Raw genomic sequence first — 22,499 nt, forward strand, 5'->3', positions numbered from 1 at the left:
AAGGAGGTTGCAGCTTAATGAAGAAAATGGCTATATTTTTAGTGATAATCGTCGCCCTTTTTGTCCTGCTGGGCGTTTTTACAAACATGAAAAAAGAAGAAAAATCAAAAGGAAATCCATACGGCAAGGATAAGCTTAAACCTGCTACTGTCGATCAGCTGGATGACCCCAATTATCAAAATTTGATCCTTCCTGTAGAGTTGGAGCAGGACCTCCAAGATAGTAAAGACGTGACCGTTTATTTCTATAGTCCTACGAATTCAATCAGTCAAAAAACCACACCAGTCGTGGCACCTTTGGCAGAGAAATTGGGTGTTGATCTTGTTCAATTCAATCTTTTGGAGTTTGAACAAGGATGGAGCGACTATGGCATCAAAAAGACCCCGACCATCGTTCACTATAAAAATGGTGAAGAACAAGAACGAATCGTCGGCTTTAATGATGAAGTAACGTTCGAGAAATGGTTCGAGGACCACGATATTAATTAAGGATGTAAAAAATGAGCCGGCCCTAACGGAAATGCTTCTCCCGTTATAGCCGGCTCATTTTTTTTGCCTTATACTAAATATTGATTCGCCACCTGGATGTCCATCATCTGCATATCATTATTCGCTTCATGGTTTATACTTGAAAAATGGTCATAATAAAAGGGGAAGAATATTCCGCATTCATTCAATAGTGTGATGTTATGTTGGAACAATTCTTCAGATTTAGATTCCATCAATATAAAATCTTCTCTCTTCTGTTTGTCTAATATCGACATAAGGACTTGAAGACATGTCATTACTTGAAATGCGTCTCTTAATGTTGCCAAGTAAGTAACAGAACTTTGATTGGGCTTTAAAACGCCAATCTCGCGAAAATGAAGGATTTCACTTTCCGTAAAGTATTTTGGAAATACAGATTCGTAGAAACGAGAAACGAGACTCGCTATTTCTTGCTCTTGTTCTTCAGTTGAAGAAAAGACCGTCTTCACTAAAAAAACCACCTTTTTTCAGATCCGTTAGACCTATCTATTATATGTATATTCTAGGACAAGCGATTTCTTTCCCATTAGAATAACATAAATTTTGTAAAAAATATGTGGTAATTTCCACCACGGAAACATCAGCAATAGGTCCAAGGTTACTTTTTTCATGACTCATCTATAATTATTATATATTTTTTTCATTTAATTAAAACCAAAGTAGTCGAAAGTAGGAGTTTAATTGGAAAATTTTAAATTAACTAACCAACATTTAATAATAGATGTTCTCCAAAGTTGGAATGGATTAACATTGGAAAAGCTTTTTAGGGAGCGGTGGAAGGCCCCAAAGAAATTAGTCCATGAATGGAGGATGAGTAAAGAAGTGACAGTGAACGGAAATTCCGTCACATGGTCAACTGTTCTTAATGAAGGAGATACGATCAGCATCCCTTTATTGGATCAAGCTGAAAATGAAACAGTTCAAGCGGCAGACTTAGGAATTTCCATCATATATGAAGATGAAGTGTTATTGATAGCCAATAAACCGGCTGGAATGGATACTCACCCTTCTCAACCGGGTGAGTCACACTCCCTCATCAATGGAGTGGCGCACCATCTTCAAAAAACTGGCCAGTCCTGTATGATCAAGCATATTCATAGGCTTGATAAGGATACCACCGGTGCGGTCCTTTTTGCCAAAAACCGCCTCATAGGGTCCATGCTGGATAGAATGTTGGAAGAAAGGGAAATCAAACGGACATATCTAGCTTTAGTCGAAGGAAACATTAAAAAGAACGAAGGCGAAATCAAAGAAAAAATTGGCCGCGACCGACACCATGCCACGAGACGAAGGGTTTCCTCTACAGGCCAGACGGCAGTCACCCATTTTCAGGTACTCAATCGCGATCCCAAGAAAAACTTGACGCTCGTCAGCTGTACACTGGAAAGCGGCCGAACCCACCAAATCAGGGTGCATTTCAGTCATTTGAATCACCCCTTGGCTGGAGATACTTTGTATGGCGGAAAAAAGACATTTCCACGTCAAGCCCTGCATGCAAGGAAAATCGAATTCATCCACCCCATTTCAGAAAGAAAAATGAGCCTTGAAGCTCCTTTCATTGATAGACCTGAGATATTCGATGTCACCATTTAAACTGAATAAACACCGTTCGATTTCGGAACGGTGTTCTTATTTCTTCCATTAATATGAAATAGTTAATATGAAATAGTTGCCCATTTTTTTGTGAACCAGCTGCAGGATTTTCTGCATTTGGGCTTAATTGATGGTTTAAAGGCATGTCGGGACGAAATCCGTTCATTTTGGCAAAAAAAATAGCTGGCCACTTGGGCCAGCTTAATCTTTGCATTTATGAAGCTTTTCTCATGCCTTTTAAGATAAGGCTTAAGACGAAGACAAATACGATAGCACCAATCAATGCTGGAATTATAGCGAAATCTGCTACTGAAGGTCCCCAGTTCCCAAGAATTAATGAACCTAACCATGCACCAACAAAACCAGCGATAATGTTACCGATAATTCCAAATGGTACGTCACGTCCAACGATCATACCTGCTAACCAACCAATGATACCTCCGATAATTAATGACCATAAAAATCCCATAATATATTTCCTCCTTCAAATTAGTTATTTTTTCAATTTCTGCAGCAGACTCCAAGAAATCAAATCACTTCCATATTGTCATGCCTTTTTTCAGTTATTTTTAACTTTTACATTCAAATGGTATGATGCCGATTACGCACAATATCTAATGAATGTGAATGTTTTAGTTATTGGGTGGAGTTAGCTAGCTATAGCCCTTGAGTAACTGATTGGACAATCCTCATGTTAGTGAATTTATTCTTTTTGTTTGCCGCTGTACTCATTATTTTCCCCGTTTAATTAATCTAAAACCTAATTTTTTTAAAAAATATTTGGCAACGAAAACAGGATTAACAGACATATTAAACGGGTATTCCATAGGCTTAACTTTGTTACATAGTTATTATAAGCAATAACTGTCTCAATTATGTTCATGAGGAAAAAGAAAAAGGATGCCCCATTCGGGACACCCTCCTATCATTTGCAGTATTCTTTTTAGAACAAAAGTTCATCGGGATTGCTACCGAACCGTTCATTTTTGTTCAAGGCATCTATTTGATTCATTTCATTCAGGCTTAAAGAAAAGTCAAATACCTCTGTATTTTCCTCGATACGGGAAGGCGTAATCGATTTAGGTATTACAACTAGATCATGTTGTAGATGCCATCTAATCAACACTTGTGCTGAACTTTTCCCGTGCTTCTTCGCTATATGATTAATTGTCGGCTCTTCCAATAGGTTCCCTCTGCCTAGCGGGCTCCAAGACTCAACCTTTATTTCATGTTTTGCACAGTAATCACGAATTTCGACTTGAGTCAAAAGTGGATGCAATTCAATTTGATTGACTACCGGTTTCACTTCACTGTTTGCAAGTAAATTCTCCAAATGATGAACATGGAAATTACTTACACCGATTGATTTCACCTTTCCATCCTTATAAAGCTTTTCCAATGCCCTCCAGGTTTCCAGATATTTATCTTTTCCCGGCCAATGGATCAGGTATAAATCCAAGTATTCCAAACCAAGGCGATTTAAACTATTATCAAATGCCTGGAGCGTCGTTTCGTATCCTTGCTCTGTATTCCACACTTTAGATGTAATGAACAATTCTTCACGAGGCACTCCGCATTCCCGAATCGCCTGACCAACACCTTCTTCATTTTCATAAATGGCCGCCGTATCAATCGCACGATAACCAACTTCGATCGCTTTCTTGACGGACTCAACCGTTTCATTGCCGTTTTTCACTTTAAATACACCGAAACCCAACTGTGGCATTTTAACTCCATTATGTAAGGTGATCGTTTCCCCAATATTTGAAATCATTCCATCATTCCCCCTTACTTTTATTTACCAATTATACATCCCTCCACCTTCTATTTCTAACCATAAGCCTCGGGATTTATAGAGCCTCTTAAGCGAAAAGACACCCTTAAATACCATTTATATATATTAAAGGGATCATTTTATCTTTTTAATCATTCACAAAGTTAAATATTTTGTAAAAAAATGACGAAACATCTATCCTTATAGGTATGAAATTCGTTACAATTGAATAGTTCGGCTTAAAACCAAGTAAAAAAGAAGGTGCCAAATTTTAAGAATAATCAAATGTAAAACTCCCATCCTAATTATTGAGGAGTTGCAAACTGTCCTGCCCATTCATGGGCGGCAATCCATATACACTTTACATACTTGAAATTAAGGGAGTCCTCCATGTATGAATAGCATACTCATCTTAACCGCGCTAATTATTATTTTTGCTTTGGTCTTTGACTTTATCAATGGTTTCCATGATACGGCTAACGCCATCGCTACAGCAGTATCAACCAAGGCGCTTAAACCACGTCATGCAATCATCATGGCTGCGGTAATGAATTTATTAGGAGCACTGACCTTTACCGGTGTAGCGCATACCATTACGAAGGATATCGTTGATCCTTTCACATTGAACAATGGTTCTTATGTAATCCTTGCCGCCCTGCTTTCGGCAATAATATGGAATTTAATCACTTGGTATTTTGGCATTCCAAGCAGTTCCTCCCATGCGATCATTGGTTCAATAGCGGGAGCTGCCATCGTGGCTAGTGGATTCGATGCGATTAAATGGAGTGGATTCACTAAAATTGTACAAGCATTGATTCTATCCCCTATCCTCGCCTTCACGCTTGGATTCATTGTATACAGCATCTTCAAGGTAGTATTCAAAAATAATAATTTAGGAAAAACCAATAAGCGATTCAGGAGAATACAAATTCTCACGGCGGCCATCCAATCTTATACACATGGAACGAATGATGCTCAAAAATCCATGGGTATCATCACGATGGCTTTGATCGCTAACGGATATGCCTCTACCTCTGAAGTTCCTTTCTGGGTACAACTATCCTGCGCAATAGCCATGGCACTTGGTACATCAATCGGAGGTTGGAAGATCATCAAAACCGTCGGCGGTAAAATCATGAAAATCCGTCCAGTTAACGGTGTGGCTGCCGATATGACTGGAGCATCCATCATTTTCGGTGCAACCTTCCTGCATATGCCGGTCAGCACGACACATGTCATTTCTTCTTCCATACTTGGGGTCGGTTCAGCACACCGCATCAAAGGGGTAAAATGGGGAACCGCAAAAAACATGTTGATCACTTGGTTCATTACATTGCCAATTTCTGCTTCCTTAGCTGGAATCATTTACTATTTAATTGCTTTATTTTTATAGAACCTTTTGCCTTTCCATATTGGAAAGGCATTTTTTCTGCAGATTTCCCCTTATAATTGTAGGGTTTTTCCCATTTTTTAATTTTCCTTGTGTTTTTATATAAAGTTTTATTAAGATTTTGTAAATTTTCGTCGAAAAACCTTCACGGATACTACATGAATTCGTTACAATCAATTTGTTAATACTAAGCGTACGACTAAAGTGCGTAAATTTGCATGACTAATTGGGAGGCTTTAACATGGCTTTTAAATCAAAAAAAGACAAATTCGCAGTAATGCTTTTTAACATCGCTCAAAACCTTAAAGAAGGTGCTGACTATTTCGCGGATTATAAACTCAAAAACATCTCCGATCTCAAAGTATTTTCAGATACGATGAAAGACTATGAGCATAAAGGCGATTCAATGGTTCATAATGTGATTAAAGAGCTGAACAATGCCTTCATCACTCCTATCGAACGGGAAGATATACTTGAATTGACCATGAGAATGGATGATGTCATAGACGGTTTGGAACACTGTGCAGCATTATTCGAGATGTACTCAATTGTCAATGCAGATGAGTATATGCTTAAGTTTGTGGATGCAATCAAACAGTGTACGTATGAGATTGAAAATGCTGTCGATACACTATCCACTAAGAAATTGCCAATGATTCGTGAAAATGCAATCAAAATTAAAGATCTTGAATCAGTTTGTGACGGAATCCAACGTCAATCAATCAAAAACTTGTTTACAGTTGAAAAAGATCCAATCAGGATCATTCAATATAAAGAAATTTACGAAAGCCTTGAAGAGATCGCCGATCACTGTCAAGCAGTGGCCAATACACTTGAAACAATCATAATGAAAAACGCCTAAGGAGTACCCCAATAAATGGATACTTTATTAATTTTAACAATATTAATCGTTTTCTTTGCTTTAGCATTTGACTTCATCAATGGTTTTCATGATACAGCCAATGCAATAGCGACTGCTGTTTCAACAAAGGCCATGAAGCCTAGGCATGCCATCATCATGGCAGCCATCATGAACTTCGTCGGAGCTATGACATTTACTGGAGTAGCGAAGACCATAACGAAGGATATCGTGGATCCGTTCACGCTTCCGAATGGTTCATATGTAATCATGGCTGCTCTGCTTGCCGCTATCATATGGAACCTTCTTACTTGGTATTACGGAATACCAAGCAGTTCCTCCCATGCATTGATTGGTTCGATTGCAGGTGCCGCCATTGCTGCAGCAGGCTTCGCCGGCATTAAATGGGAAGGGTTCATGAAAATTCTTCAAGCTTTGATTTTCTCCCCGCTAATTGCTTTTGCAATCGGGTTTATCGTATACAGCATCTTTAAAGTAGTCTTTAAAAACAATAACCTGACAAAAACAAACCAAAAATTCCGTACTATACAGATTGCTACTGCGGCACTTCAATCGTATACCCACGGAACGAACGACGCTCAAAAAGCGATGGGTATCATCACGATGGCCCTTATTGCAAATGGTTATGCATCAAGTACCGATATCCCCTTCTGGGTTCAATTCTCCTGTGCGCTAGCAATGGGGCTTGGAACTTCCGTCGGCGGATGGAAAATCATTAAAACCGTTGGCGGCAAAATCATGAAAATCCGTCCGGTCAATGGTGTTGCAGCGGATTTAACCGGTGCTTTCATCATTTTCGGCGCGACAGTAATACACATGCCAGTCAGTACAACCCATGTTATTTCGTCTTCAATCCTTGGTGTTGGATCAGCACATCGTGTCAAGGGCGTAAAATGGGGAACGGCAAAAAGAATGATCATCACTTGGTTCATTACCATTCCCATCTCGGCAACATTAGCTGGTTTGCTTTATCTTTTAATTAACTTCTTATTCTAAAATAAAATCCCTTCCGGTTTCCATCGGTAGGGATTTTCTGTTTTAACAAAGGATTTATCTATGCTTATTAATAGGAAATCGTTTAAAATTCAAGGAGAAGGAATTTTTTTTAGCGAGGGGCAAGATAAAAATGAAGGAATTCGAAAAAAATAGAGATATTTTTAAAGACCTTTATGGAGATATGATGGAGTTTGCCGATAGAATCAGTTCTGTTTTGGGTTGCCCCATTACAATCGAGGACGGTAACCATCGCTTACTTGCTTATAGCACACACGATGATACTACGGATCAGGCTCGTATCATGACCATAATCGGAAGACGTGTCCCTGAAAAGGTCATCAACAGTTTATGGAAAGATGGCTTCATCCCCGCGTTATTGAAAGAAGATGCCCCCATTAAAATCGGGGCCATCAATGATGTCGGTCTCGGTAACAGGGTTGCGGTTTCCATCCGGAAAAATAATGAAGTACTTGGTTTCATTTGGGCTTTGGAAGTAAATGAACCTTTCTCCGAAGAAGATATGAAATTTCTCCAATTCGCTGCCAAGGAGGCGAAGAACCAGTTACAGCAATTGCAATTGAAAAAGAAAAGGAAAGAAGCAGGTCATCAAGAGTTCCTTTGGCGCATGTTGACCGGGCACTACCAAGAAGAATCGGAAATAATTGAAAATTTCAAGAAATTTTCCATCCACGTTCCAGTGGTTTTTTCCATATTGGTATTCGAATTTCCTAAAGAGATCAATCGCGAAGTGGAGCGCTACATTTCATACATGTTAACGACCACTCAAAAGATAAACAGTTCCTTATTTGCCATTGACCATAACAAGCTCATTCTTTTCGCGGGAGGCAACCAGGAAAACAGCCCTTCTTTCACTTCATCGATTTATGAGTTCATTCCTTTTTTCATTCTGGAGATGAAACGGCGTTTCGGTGTCGAGCATATTCTTGGAACGGCTGGCAATATGTATAAAAACTTAATGGATGTTAAATCAAGTTACGAAGAAGCTCAATACACCCTTAAAATGAAGAATATTTTCCCGGATGACATGAAACTCATTTTACATTATGAAGAACTTGGCATGTTTCAAATGATTGAAACACTCGCAAGCAACAAACAGCGTCGTGTTCATCCTTCCATCCTTAGGCTAAAAGCATATGACATGAAGAACCAGACGGAATTGCTGCAAACACTCACTGTCTATCTAGAGAAAGACTGCAACCCAAATGAAGCTTCAAGTAATCTTCATATCCATGTGAATACATTGAATTACAGATTAAAAAGAATCTCTGAAGTGGGAAATATTCGGCTAAAAGACCCGATTCAAAAAATGTCCCTCTTTCTTAACATTAAACTTAATCAATATGATGAATTTCACAAGAAAAATTAATGATATATTCCCTGATATGGAATACTAGAAGTGTGGAAAGGTTGATCATATGAAACTTGAAACAAAAGAAGAGCTTGAAAAAGAATTAACAATCATTGAAAAATGGGAGAAAGATCAGAAAGGACTATGGTTTTGGGAACGGATCGGGCGGATCCCCTTCAAGCTATTGGATAAGTTGACACCGGATTTCATTCAGAAAAAGGTGGGTGTCATGCTTGATGAAATCGGCAGCTACATTCAGAATGGCGGAAAATATTTAACGAAAGAAGCTCATATTTTAAGTCAGCTGCAAGCCAAGGTTCCCGAGTTGGAAATTAAAGCCCTGGAAGATGTTTCAAGCATACCCCTCCATATCATGGATAGTGTGAGTCAGGATATTAAAAATTCAGGCAGCAAATTGGCAACGGTTCAAGGTGCCACTACAGGGATTGGCGGAATCTTCACCTTGGCCATCGACATCCCTCTTCTTCTCGGCATGTCGATCAAAACGCTTCAGGATATCGCCATCACATATGGCTTCAATCCTAGAGACCGCCAAGAACGTATTTTCATCGTCAAATGTCTGCAATTCACAACATCGGATGTTGTCGGCAAAAAGGCTCTATTAAATGAATTGTCGAAAATGAACCAGACCGATTCCCAATCAAAAAGGGAAATAGCATCCGAACTGCAAGGTTGGCGGGAAGTCGTTTATACATACCGTGATCAGTTTGGCTGGAAAAAGCTTTTGCAAATGGTTCCTGTTGCCGGAATAATCTTTGGCGCCCTTACAAATCGTTCCATGATTGCCGATATAGCCGATACGGGAATCATGCTTTATAAGAAAAGAAGGATTTTAGAGCGCATTCAAGAGCCTATTGCAAAGAATTGAATTCAGCTTTAAAAAGGTCTTGTTCCTGGCGAGCCCATATTTTTTGACACTGCGTTTGTGGAATTCCACAAATACACCATTTTCAATTTTCTGATTTCCACATACTAACTATTTCTTTTTCCAACTATACTTGTGATACAAATAGTAAAAACACATTATTGGAGGGATTAAGATGAGAATAGGAATTCCAAAAGAGATTAAAAACAATGAAAACCGTGTAGCTATCACTCCAGCTGGGGTTGTGGCATTAGTCAATGCAGGTCACGAAGTATTAATCGAAATGAACGCAGGTCTAGGAAGCAGTTTTACAAATGAATCATATCAAGAAGCTGGTGCTGTTATAGTCGAGGACGCTGCTAGCGTTTGGTCAAGCACAGAAATGATCATGAAAGTAAAAGAACCTATCTCATCTGAATATAAATATTTCCGAAAAGATTTAATCCTTTTCACATATTTACATCTTGCGGCTGAACCGGCACTAGCTCAGGCCCTAAAAGAAAGCGGTGTCTTGGCCATTGCTTATGAAACGGTTGCAGTAAACCGCACACTTCCTTTATTGACACCAATGAGTGAAGTTGCAGGACGCATGGCTGCACAAATCGGTGCTCAGTTCCTTGAAAAAAATAACGGCGGCAAAGGAATACTATTAAGCGGAGTTCCTGGAGTTAAACGTGGTAAAGTCGCTGTTGTCGGCGGAGGTATGGTTGGAACGAATGCTGCTAAAATCGCTATTGGATTAGGCGCAGATGTTACCATCCTTGACTTAAGCCCTGACCGTCTACGTCAACTTGATGATATTTTCGGAAATGAACTGACTACACTTATCTCCAACCCTTATAATATTGCGGAAGCAGTTAAAGATGCCGATTTAGTGATCGGTGCTGTATTGATTCCAGGTGCTAAAGCTCCTAAGCTCGTTACTGAAGAAATGGTTAAATCGATGTCTCCTGGTTCAGTCATTGTAGATGTTGCAATCGACCAAGGCGGTATCTTTGAAACGGTCGACCACATAACAACACATGATAACCCTACTTATGTTAAACATGGAGTAGTGCATTATGCAGTGGCGAATATGCCAGGAGCAGTGCCTCAAACTTCTACAGTTGCATTAACTAACGTAACAGTACCATTTGCACTTCAAATTGCAAACAAAGGTGCCATCAAAGCAATCCTTGAAAATGATGCACTTGCTAAAGGCGTCAATGTTGCGAACGGTGAAATCACGTTCGAAGCAGTTGCCACAGACCTTGGCTACAACTATGTAAGTGTTGAAAATGCCTTAAACTCAAATAACATTAACGCTTAATAAAAAAATAAGACTCCAGACACAATCTTGTCTGGAGTCTTATTTTTTTGGACGAGAATCCCGTTGAAGCTGTACTTCTTCATACAATATCTGGATCATGTCGGATTACCTCGCACTACTGGCGATATTCCGAATATAGTCGGAATATCGGCACGATCGGGCGATTTAACTAGATATAGGTCGAATTATAAGATCGAACGGACCATTTTTCCGATTAGAGCTCGAATTAAAGTCGAAAATCATTTTTATGCGAATATATGTTTATATTTCGTGATATGTAATTGGCATTTTCGGCTTGGCCCCAATAATACGCAAGATTTCCACCACATTTTATATGTGATCAAGTTTGTTTGATGTTATTACTAATCTACAAAATAGAATATGCCTCTTAATCTATGAAGATCTTCCCAGGATTCATTATTCCTTTCGGATCTAATCCCTGTTTGATCGTTTTCATCACTTCGTAAGCTCCTCCATGCTCCCTTCGCTGATACTTCGATTTTCCAAGTCCTACCCCATGTTCACCCGTACATGTACCGCCTTTTGTTAATGCATATTCGACGATTTCTTCATTTAACCTCTTCGCTTCTTTAACTTCTTCAGGATTTTTCAGATCGATCATGAACAATACATGATAATTCCCGTCACCTACATGTCCTACAATCGCACCCTCCACTTTGGATTGTTCGACCTTCTTCCTTGTATCCAATATGGCATTCGATAATTCATGAAGGGGCACACTTACGTCGGTCACCATCAGCTTCTTTCCAGGTGCGCTGTGAATGAATGCGTATGCGAGGTTATGGCGCGCTTCCCATAAGGCATTCCGTGCTTTTGAATCGGTTTCAAACTGGATATCCCCACAACCAAAATCACTTACGATTTCCTTGGCAAATTTGACGTCCTGTTCCAGTCCGGCAAAATTCCCATGAAACTCGAGGAATAAAGTTGGTTGGACATCATAGGATTTGTCCATGAATTGATTAACTTTTTTTATGGACTCGGCATCAACCAATTCAATTCGTGCAATCGGGATTCCAGCAAGCATGATCCCATTAACCGCAGATACTGCCTGTTCGACGGTTGGAAATGAAGCTCTCCCAGCCATGGTGACTTCAGGAATGCCGTATACCTTTAAAGTCAGTTCAGTAAATACACCTAGCGTACCTTCTGAGCCGACAAACAAGCCATTCAAGTGAATGCCTGAAGATGATTTTGTCGCTAAACTTCCGGAATGAATCACTTCACCGTTTGCTAAAACCACTTCCAAATCCCTGACTTGATCGCGCATTATCCCATATTTGACCGAGGTCGTCCCACTTGCATTCGTAGCTGCCATCCCTCCCAATGTAGCATCGGCGCCAGGGTCGACGGAAAAGAACAAACCGTATTTTTTTAATTCTTTATTGAGTTGCGTCCTTGTCACACCTGGTTGGACCTTCACAAGGAAATCATTTTCCCTGATTTCCAGTATATGATTCATCAAGGACAAATCCAGGGAAATTCCCCCTTTGACTGGAACAACATGCCCCTCCAAACTTGATCCCAATCCAAAAGGAATGACCGGTATTTCATGCTCATTCGCATAACTCATGACTGCGCTGACTTCCGCAGTATCCCTTGGATAAATGACCATATCGGGTAAATGCGGAGTGTGATATGATTCATCATGGCTGTGCTGTTCCAATAGTGTTTCATTCACCGTTACTTGTTCTGACGTCAGTATCTTCCTAAGTTCTTCTATATAACCATTCATTATGCTGCCCCCTCTTTTTTCACCAAACATTCTGAAAATATCACCCAAAATGAGATTGCCCGCTAATAGGCAATCCATCTTTCTTCACTTACTGAAACCTTTCGTTTTATCCGTGCAGGCCTTCATTGCTTGCAGAATGCTGGATCTTAGCTGATTCTCTTCTAAAGACGCTACCGCAGCTATCGTTGAACCGCCCGGCGTGCAGACATCATCCTTTAAAGCAGCAGGATGTCTTTCCGTTTCCAGTACCATTTTAGCAGCTCCCATTACAGCTTGTGCTGCCATTCGGTATGCTTGTTTTCTTGGAATGCCATCACGGACCCCTCCATCAGCCAGCGCCTCGATGAACATGTATACATAAGCAGGCGACGAACCGCTGATGGCCGGTACTGCGTCCATCAAATCTTCATGCAGGATTTCCGTTTTACCGAAACTATTCAGCAATGCAGTAACATCCTCTATATCAGCATCGGTAATTTCATCATTGATGCTCATGGCGGTCATGCCTTCACCGACAAGCGAAGGAGTGTTTGGCATCGTCCGGACAACCTTCACTTTTTTTCCGAAGCTGCTCTCAACTAAAGATATAGTGATCCCAGCTGCCATGGTAATGATCACAGCGTCTTCTTTCACATGATTCTTCACTTCTTCAATCACTTGCTTATGCATGGCAGGTTGGATCCCTAGAAAGAGAAAGTCGGCAAAACCGGCAACCTCTATATTATCCAAAGTGCCTTTAACGTTATATTTCGTGGTGATTTTAGTTTTGGTTTCCACACTCGCAGTACTGACCATGATCCCTTCAGGTGAAATGACCTCTGCAAGCAACATGCCCTCAAGCATTGCCTCACCCATTTTGCCGCATCCAATAAACCCGATTTTTTTATTCATATCTTACACTTCCAATCATAAGTTCATCTATATTCCTTCTTATTATATCGGATATCATAAATGGAAACACGTTGGAGATATTAATCAGGAAGGATTTGGTGGTTTCTGGTCGAATTACTTAATTGTTATGGATGAATCTTGATATCCACCTTCATGCAATTGAAATTTTCAGCGAAAAAACCGTTGACTAAATGGTCATTTCGGATTTATAATTTTGACCTATCAGTCACAAAACGGATAAGGAATACAGTTCCAGGAATGGAGAAATCGTATGCAAATGGAAAAAAAAGCGGTCAATACCAAGCTAGTTTTAACAGGATTGATCATTGGAATGTTTTTCAGTTCATTGGAACAGACGATCGTCGGTACGGCCATGCCGACAATTATCGGCGAATTGAATGGTTTTACTATCTTTGCATGGGTGACGACTGCCTATTTAATAGCCTCAACGACTGTTGTACCCATTGTTGGAAAGCTATCTGATTTATATGGCAGACGTTCCCTTTATCTGCTTGGTACGATCATTTTTACGATTGGTTCGTTTTTATGTGCCACAGCCACTTCGATGGAGCAATTGATTATTTATAGAGGGCTGCAGGGAATCGGCGGCGGGATGATCATGCCTTTATCCCAAACGATAATCGGCGATATATTCTCTGCCGAACAAAGAGCCAAATGGCAGGGTGTATTTGGAGCCCTTTTTGGTTTAAGTTCCGTCATTGGTCCTTTTCTGGGCGGCCTGATCGTTGACCATATAAGCTGGCATTGGATCTTTTTGATCAATGTACCGACGGGCTTACTATCTGCCATTTTGATTTATGTAGGATTGAAACATGAAGCCATAAGGAAAGCAGAGAAAGTGAATATCGATTATCTGGGGATTTTCACCTTGATTCCTGGTATTGTGCTGTTACTGCTGGGCTTGACCTTCGGTGGTGATAAATTCGAATGGTTATCACTGGAATCTCTCTTGATTTTCGGCAGCACCATTGTCTTCATTGCCCTATTCATCATTTTTGAAAGAAGAGCAGTCGAACCGATCCTTGATTTATCCCTTTTTAAAAATAGAGTTTTTTCCACCACGAATATTTTGGGATTCCTGCTTGGCCTTGGCATGTTCGGGGCAATCATGTTCGTCCCGCTGTTCATGCAAGGCGTACTGGGAGTTTCACCAACAAAAGCGGGGTCGACCATGACTCCGATGATGATCGGTATGATTCTTTCCAGCATCATTGGCGGGCGGTTACTATTGAAATTCCGTTTTCGTACCGTGCTTACCTTTGGAATGGCCTTTGCAACGCTTGGCTTCTTCCTAATGAGCATGATGGACGGCAGTACGACTATTTTCACTGCGTACTCATTCATGGCCATCCTTGGAATAGGTATGGGTCTTGTCATGCCGACATTGATGATTGCCGTTCAAAACGAGTTTCCAAAATCCCAGCTAGGGTCGGTTACAGCGGCTTCCACATTCTTCCGATCTATAGGAGGAACGATGGGCATCACAATTTTGAACGCTGTCATGAATCACAATCTCCAGCAAAATATGGATGATGCGGTCGTAAGCCAAAAGGACCCTATGTTGCATGAAGCACTGAAAGCATTAGCCGATAAAACGGATGCGTTATTCAACATCATGCTTTATCCGGAAAACCTTAAAATGCCGGCAGAAGTCAGCAATGTCCTTGTAAAAACGATTGAAAATGCTTGGATCGATGCATTCTCCAGTGTTTTCATCACCGGTATCTTTTTTGTTTCCGCGGGGATATTAGTGGCACTTTCCGTGGGTTCAGGACGAATCAAAAAAGATCAAGAATCGGAAAAAGAGTTAGGCTAAAAATATGCTCGGGACCGGCTGATATATTCAGCCGGCCTTTTTAATTCCTTCATGTTTCTTTTTCATTGATAAGGGAATTTTACCTGTATGAGACTAAATGGAGTGATACTATGATAAACCATTCAATTTTACCTGCGGATTTTTATCAGCGGCCCACGCTTGAACTGGCAAAATCCCTTCTTGGCTGCCTCATTGTAAAAGAAACAGCGAATGGAACCGCTTCTGGATTCATTGTTGAAACAGAGGCCTATATTGGACCTGGGGACAGGGCCGCACATAGTTTTGGAAATAGAAGGACAAAACGGACGGAAGTGATGTTCGGTAATTCCGGATTGATATATACATACGTCATGCACACACATACACTGGTCAATGTCGTAAGCGGCGGGCCTGAAAATCCGGAGGCAATTTTAATCCGGGCAGTTGAACCGTATTCCGGGCTTGAGCTAATGCATGAAAGACGCGGAATTGCCGATATACGTAAATGGACTGATGGACCTGGAAAGCTAACAAAGGCACTAGACATCACCATGGATGATTATGGTCGATCTTTTACAGATCCCCCGCTATATCTTGCTGCCGGAAAAATGCCTGAACACATATCCAGCGGCCCCCGCGTCGGAATCGACAACTCCGGGGCAGCAAAAGATTATCCTTGGCGTTTCTGGGTTACCGACAATCCGTTTATATCCCGTAAAAACCTAATTAATAAAGCTGTGCCGAAAAATAAACCATGATTATATCCCATCTAAGTGAACTGTGTAAATTCTGGGTATGTTACACAACTTAGAGGGGATTTTACTTTGTCCGTAAGCATCCCGAAATCCATATCAAGAGTCGTGTATGAAAGTATTATGAATATTGCTAATGACAACCATAGCCTTAAAAGGAACAAGGCTTAAATTGAAGTAATACTTAATTTCTGCCAAACTTATACATTAGATTATTCAAGTCCCCTTAATATCCCATAGTTCAATTTCCATAATTTCCTTACCCATTCAACTTCCCGCATATTCCCCCAGTAATAATAAATTGACTTCCATCTATTACGAACCTAATATAGTTAAGTCAGCAATATGGAAGGTGGTTTATGATGAACGTTCAGGCTCTTTTGCAAATGAATACAATTTTTATTAGTATCCTAATTGAATCCCTTCCCTTCATTTTACTGGGAGTCCTTATATCTGGAATTATCCAAATGTTTGTGTCAGAAGAGATGATTGCAAAAATCATTCCGAAAAATCCGATCTTATCTGTTCTATCCGCAATAGGTGCAGGAGTCTTTTTTCTTGCCTGCGAGTGCGGGATCGTCCCGATTACCCGCCGTTTGATCGCTAAAGGGGTTCCTCTTTCAGCGGCCATTGCCTTTATGCTTTCTGCACCCATACTCAATCCGATCGTCCTGTTTTCCACCTATATAGCGTTTGGTAATAGCTGGAGCATGGTTTTCTATCGTGGCGGAATTGCATTCGCGGTCGTCCTGATCATTGCATGCATCCTGTCTTTTCAATTTAAGACAAATCAGCTTAAACAGGAACATATCGAACATATACATCACCATAAACTTACTTTTAAAGACAAAATAACGGGGATGTTCAAACACTCGATTGAAGAATTCTTTTCTGTTGGAAAATACTTAATCATTGGTGCATTGCTGGCAGCTGCCATTCAAACCTTTTTGAAAACATCCCTATTGCTTGAAATCGGTCAAGGAAAACTATCCGGGAATGCAGTCATGATGGCTTTGTCCTATGTCATGTCCTTGTGTTCCCAAGCGGACGCCTTTGTTGCAAGTTCTTTTAGAAGTACCTTCTCGCCCTCTTCACTAGTTGCTTTTCTTGTATTTGGGGCCATGTTTGATATTAAAAATACGATCATGCTTTTAGGTACCTTCAAAACAAAATTCGTTTTATGTTTGATGGCCTATATATTTATTTCCGTCTTAGGCCTAACTTTATTGTTTATTTCTTAAAGAGGGTGTTTTATATGGGAAGATTATTCATATTACTTGGACTTACTTTTTTATTCATGCATTTACACGCCTCAGGGAATATATCTAAATACATTAATATGGAATATTCATATGTTTCACAGATTGCCATCTATATACTGGCAATATTCACGTTAATGGGATCTTACTTATATTTTAAGGAAGATGATCAAGAAGAATGTGTTGATTGTCAGTGTGGACATGATCACTCCCAGGAAAATAAGAAATGGAAAAGGAACCTTACTTATTTCCTATTCTTCATTCCCATTTTAACCGGTCTCTTTTTGCCTGTTGCCACTATGGACTCCAATATTGTAGAAAAAAAAGGATTTCATTTCCCGGTATATGAAGACTCGGATGAATATAGCCAGCATCAATTCCTGCAGCCGGATACGAGTCTTTATTATGGCAAGGATGACTATTTAACTTTAATGGATAACTCTCTCAAAGGCTTGGTTGATCGTGATAGTCTTCAATTAACAGATGAAAACTATCTAAACGATTTAGAAGCCATCTATTACTCTCCTGGAAAGTTCACTGGCAAGCAAATAACGTTAACCGGATTTACGTACAATTCAAATGAGCTAGCCAAAAACCAGGCATTCCTGTTTCGTTTTGGGGTCATTCACTGTGTCGCGGACTCTGGGGTATTCGGTATGCTAATCGAATTTCCTGAAGGAATGCATCCTAAAAATGATGAGTGGTATTCCGTGACAGGTGAATTGGAATCCATTTATTATCAGCCATTCAAGAAAACCATTCCCCTGCTCAAAGTATCATCACATAGTAAAATCGCTGAACCGAATGATCCCTACGTTTATAGACAATATTAAAAAATGAATCATGGAAAGGTAAGGATATGCTATACTTACCTTTCTTTTTAATTACCTCAAACTTCCATTTTATGAAATGCTCTTTTTATCCATTTATGCGAAATTACAGTATGGCCCTCTTACACTCCACCTGAATCCCATAAAACCCCATTTCCCTGTAGCAAGATTACCTGAAAAATGACGAAAAAGTTTAATTTTATTTATATGGGTCATGTTTTTTATATTCCATACCCTTATAATATAAATGTTACATATTTTTTTACCACATCAGGAGGAACTTTCCTAAATGAACAATTCTAAAAACTCTTTCATTCTTGCAGGAACTATTATAGGTACCTTAGTGGCAGGCACTTCCGCTTATGCTGGTTCTTATCAAGTTAAATCAGGGGACAGCCTTGATGAAATCTCTAAAGCTAATCATACAACTGTCCAAGCATTAAAATCTCAAAACCATTTGACTAGTAACCTTATTTTTCCCGGCCAAGTCTTGAAGGTTAATAACCTTAACAACCATACAGATAAAAATATAGATAAAACCGAAAAATATGTGGTTAAACTCGGGGATACTTTATCAAAAATCGCTAAAAAATATAACCTTTCCCTTAGTGCTCTGCTTAAATTAAACACTGATATTTCTAATTCGGATCGAATTTATATTGGCCAAGCCATCCGGGTTTCCGGAAAAGCCCCTGTATCTAGCTCTACGGCTAAAAACAGTCCTTCTAATGCTACATATAAGGTCAAATCCGGTGACACCCTGGATAAAATTGCTAGAGTCAATAATATGACTGTCAAACAATTAAAGTCTAAAAACAATTTGACTAGTAACCTTATTTTTCCCGGCCAGGTCTTGAAGGTTAATACCCTTAACAACTATACGAGTTCGAATAATAGTAAAAATACAACAGAAGTTTATGTGGTTAAATTAGGGGATACCTTTTCAACAATCTCTAAAAGATATAACCTTTCCCTTAGTGCCCTACTTAAAATGAACCCTAATATTTCCAATTCAAATCGTATTCGTATCGGCCAATCCATCCGGGTTTCCGGGAAAGCCTCGGCATCTGCAATTAAAAAACCGTCCAAATCGACCAAGGCGGATCAAGTTTTGGCTGCTGGCGCTAAATATATGGGAGCCAGGTATGTTTACGGTGCGAGCACTTCACGCACTGATGTATTTGATTGCTCTTCATTCACATTAAGGGCATTCCAAAGTGCAGGTGTTTCCTTGCCTCGAAATTCAGTGGCACAATCACACGTTGGTACAGTTGTATCTTCAAAATCCCTCCAAAAAGGGGATTTAGTATTTTTCGATACCAATAATGATGGTGTAATCAATCATGTGGGAATTTATGCCGGTAACGGTCAAATGCTGAATGCTTCTACATCTAAAGGTGTATCCTACGCTAACATCAACAGTTCTTACTGGGGACCTAGCTTTGTAAAGGCAGTTCGTGTACTTAACTAAATGATTGATGGCAATAACCGATTGATGGCTAAAAAATTAACTCTATAGGCCTTGATAAAAGAGCAAAAAAGCTTGTATTGATAAACTATCATACACGCTTTTTTGCGTATTATAATGTCAAATAGCCGCCAACTGATATTATGGCTTATAGCCATTCTCATTATCTTTTTGGAATCCATCCTCACTCGCGCATTAACCTTTGCATTTCCACAATCGCATAATTAAGTTGATTACTGACACGGACTCCTTCCAAGCTTGATAATTCCTTTCGTTGGGCTATTTCATCCTTCTTTTTTCTATGATAGACAATCGTTTGTTGTAAGAACCAAGCTTTTCTTAATAACATCATCATCACCTGCCTGTTTTGTCACATGTCTATCCTGCATTTCCACTTGCTTTTTATGAACTTTTTCTTCAATATAATCTATGAATAGCTGATTATTGTTGAGATTTTCTTTATTCGATTCTATTAACCGCGCTAATGATAAATTTTTACGCATTTTTTATGCCCCCTTATCTACAGAAATGGCCGACCGTAAAAAGAATGGTTTTCTCTACTTAGGAAAAATAGATATTTTCCCTATTACTTCGTGACATTTTCATATTACTCTTAATTTCAAAATTCTCGGTTTCAATTTTGAAATGCCAGTGACCAATATTGGTATTATCATTCTGGGTATATCCTGATTACTTTTTCAACTTGCCACTCTTGTCCTTGATCGGGCCGTATAGATATATCGTAAGTACGGTATCTATACCAACAAAAAAAAGGCCTTCATAACAGAAGACCTTTCTTTAAAAAACGTTCCAGCTTGATTTCAGAAATCCGCTCCCTTTCCGCCGACTGTCTGCCAAGCCACATCAAAGCAAGCGCCTGTGGGGTCTTGGCTAGCCAGTTATTCGGCAGGAGTGTCGCATATTTCTTCAATCCAATAAGGATTACAGTAAAAAACCATAAAGTATATCATAAGTATTGTTTTAAAATCAGTTTTCGGGATTAGACCGTTCCGAATCCTTAACAAACCCTCAAAAAATCATGAAAGATAACCAGTTTTCTTTTAAAACATGGTTCAGCGTGAGAGCATTTTGAACATGGCATTACTTTAGTTTCTCTTGCTTTTCAAGATACTGCCTCATTTTTTGTAAATATTCCGGGGCATCCATTTGATCTTTCACGACCAATTCTATGAGGCAAAGGTTATCGGCGTTCTGAGCATTTGTAATGGCATCATCCAGTTCACCATTCGTCTCGACTCTTGCTGTAAATGCCTCTTGACCAAACGCTTCAGCCAATTTTGTATAATCCCACTCTGGTATCTCGTTGTATTTCTGTTTTTCTATATCGACTTTTACGTTCAAGAATTTTTCTATCGTGTAACCGTTATTGTTGAGAATAAACACGATGGGCTTGCAGCCGTTCTCCAGCATCGAGCTTATTTCCTGTGCTGTCAGCTGTATCGAGCCGTCCCCGGTAAACAATAGAACACGTCGGTTTCTATCCGCTATACAAGCACCCAAAGCTGCGGGCGTGGCATATCCGATGCTTTGCCAGCCTCCCTGGGCTATGTAGGTCGCCCCTTTCGGCAACCTGACCTGTGACATGCCATAAGAGAATGTTCCTGTTTCCGTGACCACAATGTCATTTTCTTTTAACATTTGCTGAATTCGAGGATAATAGGAAGCCGCTTTCAGTGGTGCTGATGGGTCTTCCACCATTGTGTCATACGGAAATGAGATGTTTCCAACAGATTCGTTCTGCCGGTAACCAATGTCCTGGAGCGCAGTTATAATTTCCTCCCCCCTGACATTCATATAACTGGCTTCCCCCACTTTTAATGTGTCAGGTTGAATTTCCACCATTTTCAACGGGTTAAGCTTTGCTGTACCTTTGGATGTATTGACGTCTGACCAAACAGCTCCAACGGCTATGATGAAATCCGCTTCTTCAACAGTCTGAGTTACATCCTTACTTCCGAAAGCTCCGCCGTATACACCAATATACTGGGGATGGCTCTCATCAAACCCGCTTTTTCCCTGCATTAACGAAGCAACTGGAATATTTAACCTCTCAGCGAGCTGCATTACGGGTTTCTGCAAGTTATAACGAAGTGTTTTCACATCGACAAGCAGAACCGCTTTGTTTACATGTTCTAACAACCCTTTTATATGCTGCACTGCTGACTGCAGCGCATCGACATTCATTTTGGCCATATTTTCAGAAGTCTCACCGTGAGAAAGCAACGGTTTTTCAACAAGATCGATGGCCACTACCAAATAAACGGGCTTTTTCTTTTCTTTCGCGATTCTGATTGCAGCCGGTATCTCCCTAGCTGCGTTTTCCGGGGTAAGAATTGCCGTATAACTGGTGATATGCTCATAAACCTTACGGAAAACATCAAAATCTCCGTCCATTAACGTATGATGGGCAAGCTCCTTATCCTGTTGCATCATGGACTTTGGCGAGCCGACAATATGTATGAGCGGCACATTTTCACTGTACGCGCCAGCGATTGCATTACATGCGCTCATTTCACCGACACCAAAAGTGGTGATGAGTGCCGAAATTCCCTTCACACGGGCATAAGCGTCCGCAGCGTATCCTGCATTGAGTTCATTTCGTCCATTAATAAACTCAATCCCATCGTAATCTTCCAAAGTATCTAGCAATGAGAAATTATAGTCTCCAGGCACACCAAAAATCTCTGTAATACCTTCTGCTTTTAAGCAGTTGTATAAATATTGTCCCAAGGTCCTTTTTTCAGCCAAGTCAATCACTCCTTCAATCGATTACTCTCTACTTTATTTATACCCAAACATAAGTAGGTTAACCGTAAATATCCATATACTTAAGGTGGGTTCGCTACTCTATTACTCTAGTTTTAGCTTTGATGAATGAAGTGAGTGAGACTATCTCAGGCAGGGTTCTTATAAAAAATGATTCAATTCCAAATCGAAATTTCTGAAAATTCTTGATTCCACCTCTATTTTTGATTTATATTT

Annotated in this window: 20 protein-coding genes; 13 read left to right on the plus strand and 7 right to left on the minus strand. The window is 39.9% G+C overall.

Features of this window, described 5'->3' with window-relative positions; translation table 11 throughout:
* Nucleotides 1-17: 17 nt before the first annotated feature.
* The gene (locus FNK51_RS08130) at nucleotides 18-488 is read left to right on the plus strand and encodes a thioredoxin family protein (RefSeq protein WP_141993002.1); all 471 of its coding nucleotides are present in this window, start codon (nucleotides 18-20) and stop codon (nucleotides 486-488) included.
* 68 nt (nucleotides 489-556) lie between these two features.
* On the opposite strand, the gene FNK51_RS08135 is transcribed toward FNK51_RS08130, so the two are convergent.
* Nucleotides 557-976 carry a DUF5365 family protein gene (locus tag FNK51_RS08135; protein ID WP_098373349.1) on the minus strand — a complete coding sequence of 140 codons (420 nt, stop codon included), beginning with the start codon at nucleotides 974-976 and terminating at the stop codon, nucleotides 557-559.
* 232 nt (nucleotides 977-1,208) lie between these two features.
* Between FNK51_RS08135 and FNK51_RS08140 the strand changes: the two genes are divergently transcribed.
* A complete protein-coding gene (locus FNK51_RS08140; protein ID WP_181762218.1) occupies nucleotides 1,209-2,120 on the plus strand; it encodes an RluA family pseudouridine synthase in 912 nt (303 codons plus the stop codon).
* 214 nt (nucleotides 2,121-2,334) lie between these two features.
* On the opposite strand, the gene FNK51_RS08145 is transcribed toward FNK51_RS08140, so the two are convergent.
* Both FNK51_RS08145 and FNK51_RS08150 read right to left on the minus strand, forming a co-directional pair.
* Nucleotides 2,335-2,589 (minus strand): GlsB/YeaQ/YmgE family stress response membrane protein, encoded by a 255-nt coding sequence (locus FNK51_RS08145; RefSeq protein WP_179086047.1) that lies wholly within the window; start codon nucleotides 2,587-2,589, stop codon nucleotides 2,335-2,337.
* A 474-nt stretch (nucleotides 2,590-3,063) separates the two neighbouring features.
* Entirely contained in the window at nucleotides 3,064-3,894 is an 831-nt protein-coding gene (locus FNK51_RS08150) for an aldo/keto reductase (RefSeq protein ID WP_141993003.1), read from the minus strand.
* Nucleotides 3,895-4,288: 394 nt separating this feature from the next.
* Between FNK51_RS08150 and FNK51_RS08155 the strand changes: the two genes are divergently transcribed.
* The 6 genes from FNK51_RS08155 to ald all read left to right on the plus strand — a co-directional run bounded on the left by FNK51_RS08155 (nucleotide 4,289) and on the right by ald (nucleotide 10,724).
* Nucleotides 4,289-5,287 (plus strand): inorganic phosphate transporter, encoded by a 999-nt coding sequence (locus FNK51_RS08155; protein ID WP_098373353.1) that lies wholly within the window; start codon nucleotides 4,289-4,291, stop codon nucleotides 5,285-5,287.
* Between the two features lie 238 nt (nucleotides 5,288-5,525).
* The gene (locus FNK51_RS08160) at nucleotides 5,526-6,146 is read left to right on the plus strand and encodes a DUF47 domain-containing protein (RefSeq protein ID WP_063235631.1); all 621 of its coding nucleotides are present in this window, start codon (nucleotides 5,526-5,528) and stop codon (nucleotides 6,144-6,146) included.
* Between the two features lie 15 nt (nucleotides 6,147-6,161).
* On the plus strand, nucleotides 6,162-7,160 hold the full coding sequence (locus FNK51_RS08165; RefSeq protein WP_141993004.1) for an inorganic phosphate transporter: 999 nt from the start codon (nucleotides 6,162-6,164) through the stop codon (nucleotides 7,158-7,160).
* Between the two features lie 130 nt (nucleotides 7,161-7,290).
* Nucleotides 7,291-8,547, plus strand: a complete 1,257-nt coding sequence (locus tag FNK51_RS08170; protein WP_286178602.1) for a PucR family transcriptional regulator — start codon at nucleotides 7,291-7,293, stop codon at nucleotides 8,545-8,547.
* 49 nt (nucleotides 8,548-8,596) lie between these two features.
* The gene (locus FNK51_RS08175) at nucleotides 8,597-9,418 is read left to right on the plus strand and encodes an EcsC family protein (protein WP_141993005.1); all 822 of its coding nucleotides are present in this window, start codon (nucleotides 8,597-8,599) and stop codon (nucleotides 9,416-9,418) included.
* A gap of 172 nt (nucleotides 9,419-9,590) precedes the next feature.
* Entirely contained in the window at nucleotides 9,591-10,724 is a 1,134-nt protein-coding gene (ald, locus tag FNK51_RS08180; RefSeq protein ID WP_076367639.1) for an alanine dehydrogenase, read from the plus strand.
* A 388-nt stretch (nucleotides 10,725-11,112) separates the two neighbouring features.
* Here ald and FNK51_RS08185 read toward each other — a convergent pair whose 3' ends face one another.
* Complete coding sequence (locus FNK51_RS08185; protein ID WP_141993006.1) at nucleotides 11,113-12,480, minus strand: FAD-binding oxidoreductase; 1,368 nt, start codon at nucleotides 12,478-12,480, stop codon at nucleotides 11,113-11,115.
* A gap of 84 nt (nucleotides 12,481-12,564) precedes the next feature.
* Entirely contained in the window at nucleotides 12,565-13,371 is an 807-nt protein-coding gene (proC, locus tag FNK51_RS08190) for a pyrroline-5-carboxylate reductase (protein ID WP_141993007.1), read from the minus strand.
* A gap of 271 nt (nucleotides 13,372-13,642) precedes the next feature.
* Here proC and FNK51_RS08195 point away from each other — a divergent pair, with 271 nt between their 5' ends.
* The 5 genes from FNK51_RS08195 (at nucleotide 13,643) to FNK51_RS08215 (ending at nucleotide 19,499) form a co-directional block, all read left to right on the plus strand.
* On the plus strand, nucleotides 13,643-15,208 hold the full coding sequence (locus FNK51_RS08195; RefSeq protein WP_141993008.1) for an MDR family MFS transporter: 1,566 nt from the start codon (nucleotides 13,643-13,645) through the stop codon (nucleotides 15,206-15,208).
* A 110-nt stretch (nucleotides 15,209-15,318) separates the two neighbouring features.
* Nucleotides 15,319-15,945, plus strand: a complete 627-nt coding sequence (locus tag FNK51_RS08200; RefSeq protein ID WP_141993009.1) for a DNA-3-methyladenine glycosylase — start codon at nucleotides 15,319-15,321, stop codon at nucleotides 15,943-15,945.
* Between the two features lie 356 nt (nucleotides 15,946-16,301).
* A complete protein-coding gene (locus tag FNK51_RS08205; RefSeq protein WP_098373360.1) occupies nucleotides 16,302-17,180 on the plus strand; it encodes a permease in 879 nt (292 codons plus the stop codon).
* A 14-nt stretch (nucleotides 17,181-17,194) separates the two neighbouring features.
* Nucleotides 17,195-18,031, plus strand: a complete 837-nt coding sequence (locus tag FNK51_RS08210) for a TIGR03943 family putative permease subunit (protein WP_141993010.1) — start codon at nucleotides 17,195-17,197, stop codon at nucleotides 18,029-18,031.
* Between the two features lie 286 nt (nucleotides 18,032-18,317).
* Nucleotides 18,318-19,499: a C40 family peptidase gene (locus FNK51_RS08215; protein ID WP_141993011.1), complete on the plus strand. Its 1,182-nt coding sequence runs from the start codon at nucleotides 18,318-18,320 to the stop codon at nucleotides 19,497-19,499.
* 296 nt (nucleotides 19,500-19,795) lie between these two features.
* Here the strand turns inward: FNK51_RS08215 and FNK51_RS08220 are convergent, their stop codons facing one another.
* Together FNK51_RS08220 and FNK51_RS08225 are read right to left on the minus strand one after the other, a co-directional pair.
* The gene (locus FNK51_RS08220; RefSeq protein WP_141993012.1) at nucleotides 19,796-19,999 is read right to left on the minus strand and encodes a hypothetical protein; all 204 of its coding nucleotides are present in this window, start codon (nucleotides 19,997-19,999) and stop codon (nucleotides 19,796-19,798) included.
* Nucleotides 20,000-20,597: 598 nt separating this feature from the next.
* Nucleotides 20,598-22,265 (minus strand): alpha-keto acid decarboxylase family protein, encoded by a 1,668-nt coding sequence (locus FNK51_RS08225; RefSeq protein WP_286178603.1) that lies wholly within the window; start codon nucleotides 22,263-22,265, stop codon nucleotides 20,598-20,600.
* Nucleotides 22,266-22,499: the final 234 nt, after the last annotated feature.

Source organism: Bacillus sp. B4EP4a (assembly GCF_006680105.1).
GTDB lineage: Bacteria > Bacillota > Bacilli > Bacillales > DSM-1321 > Peribacillus > Peribacillus simplex_E.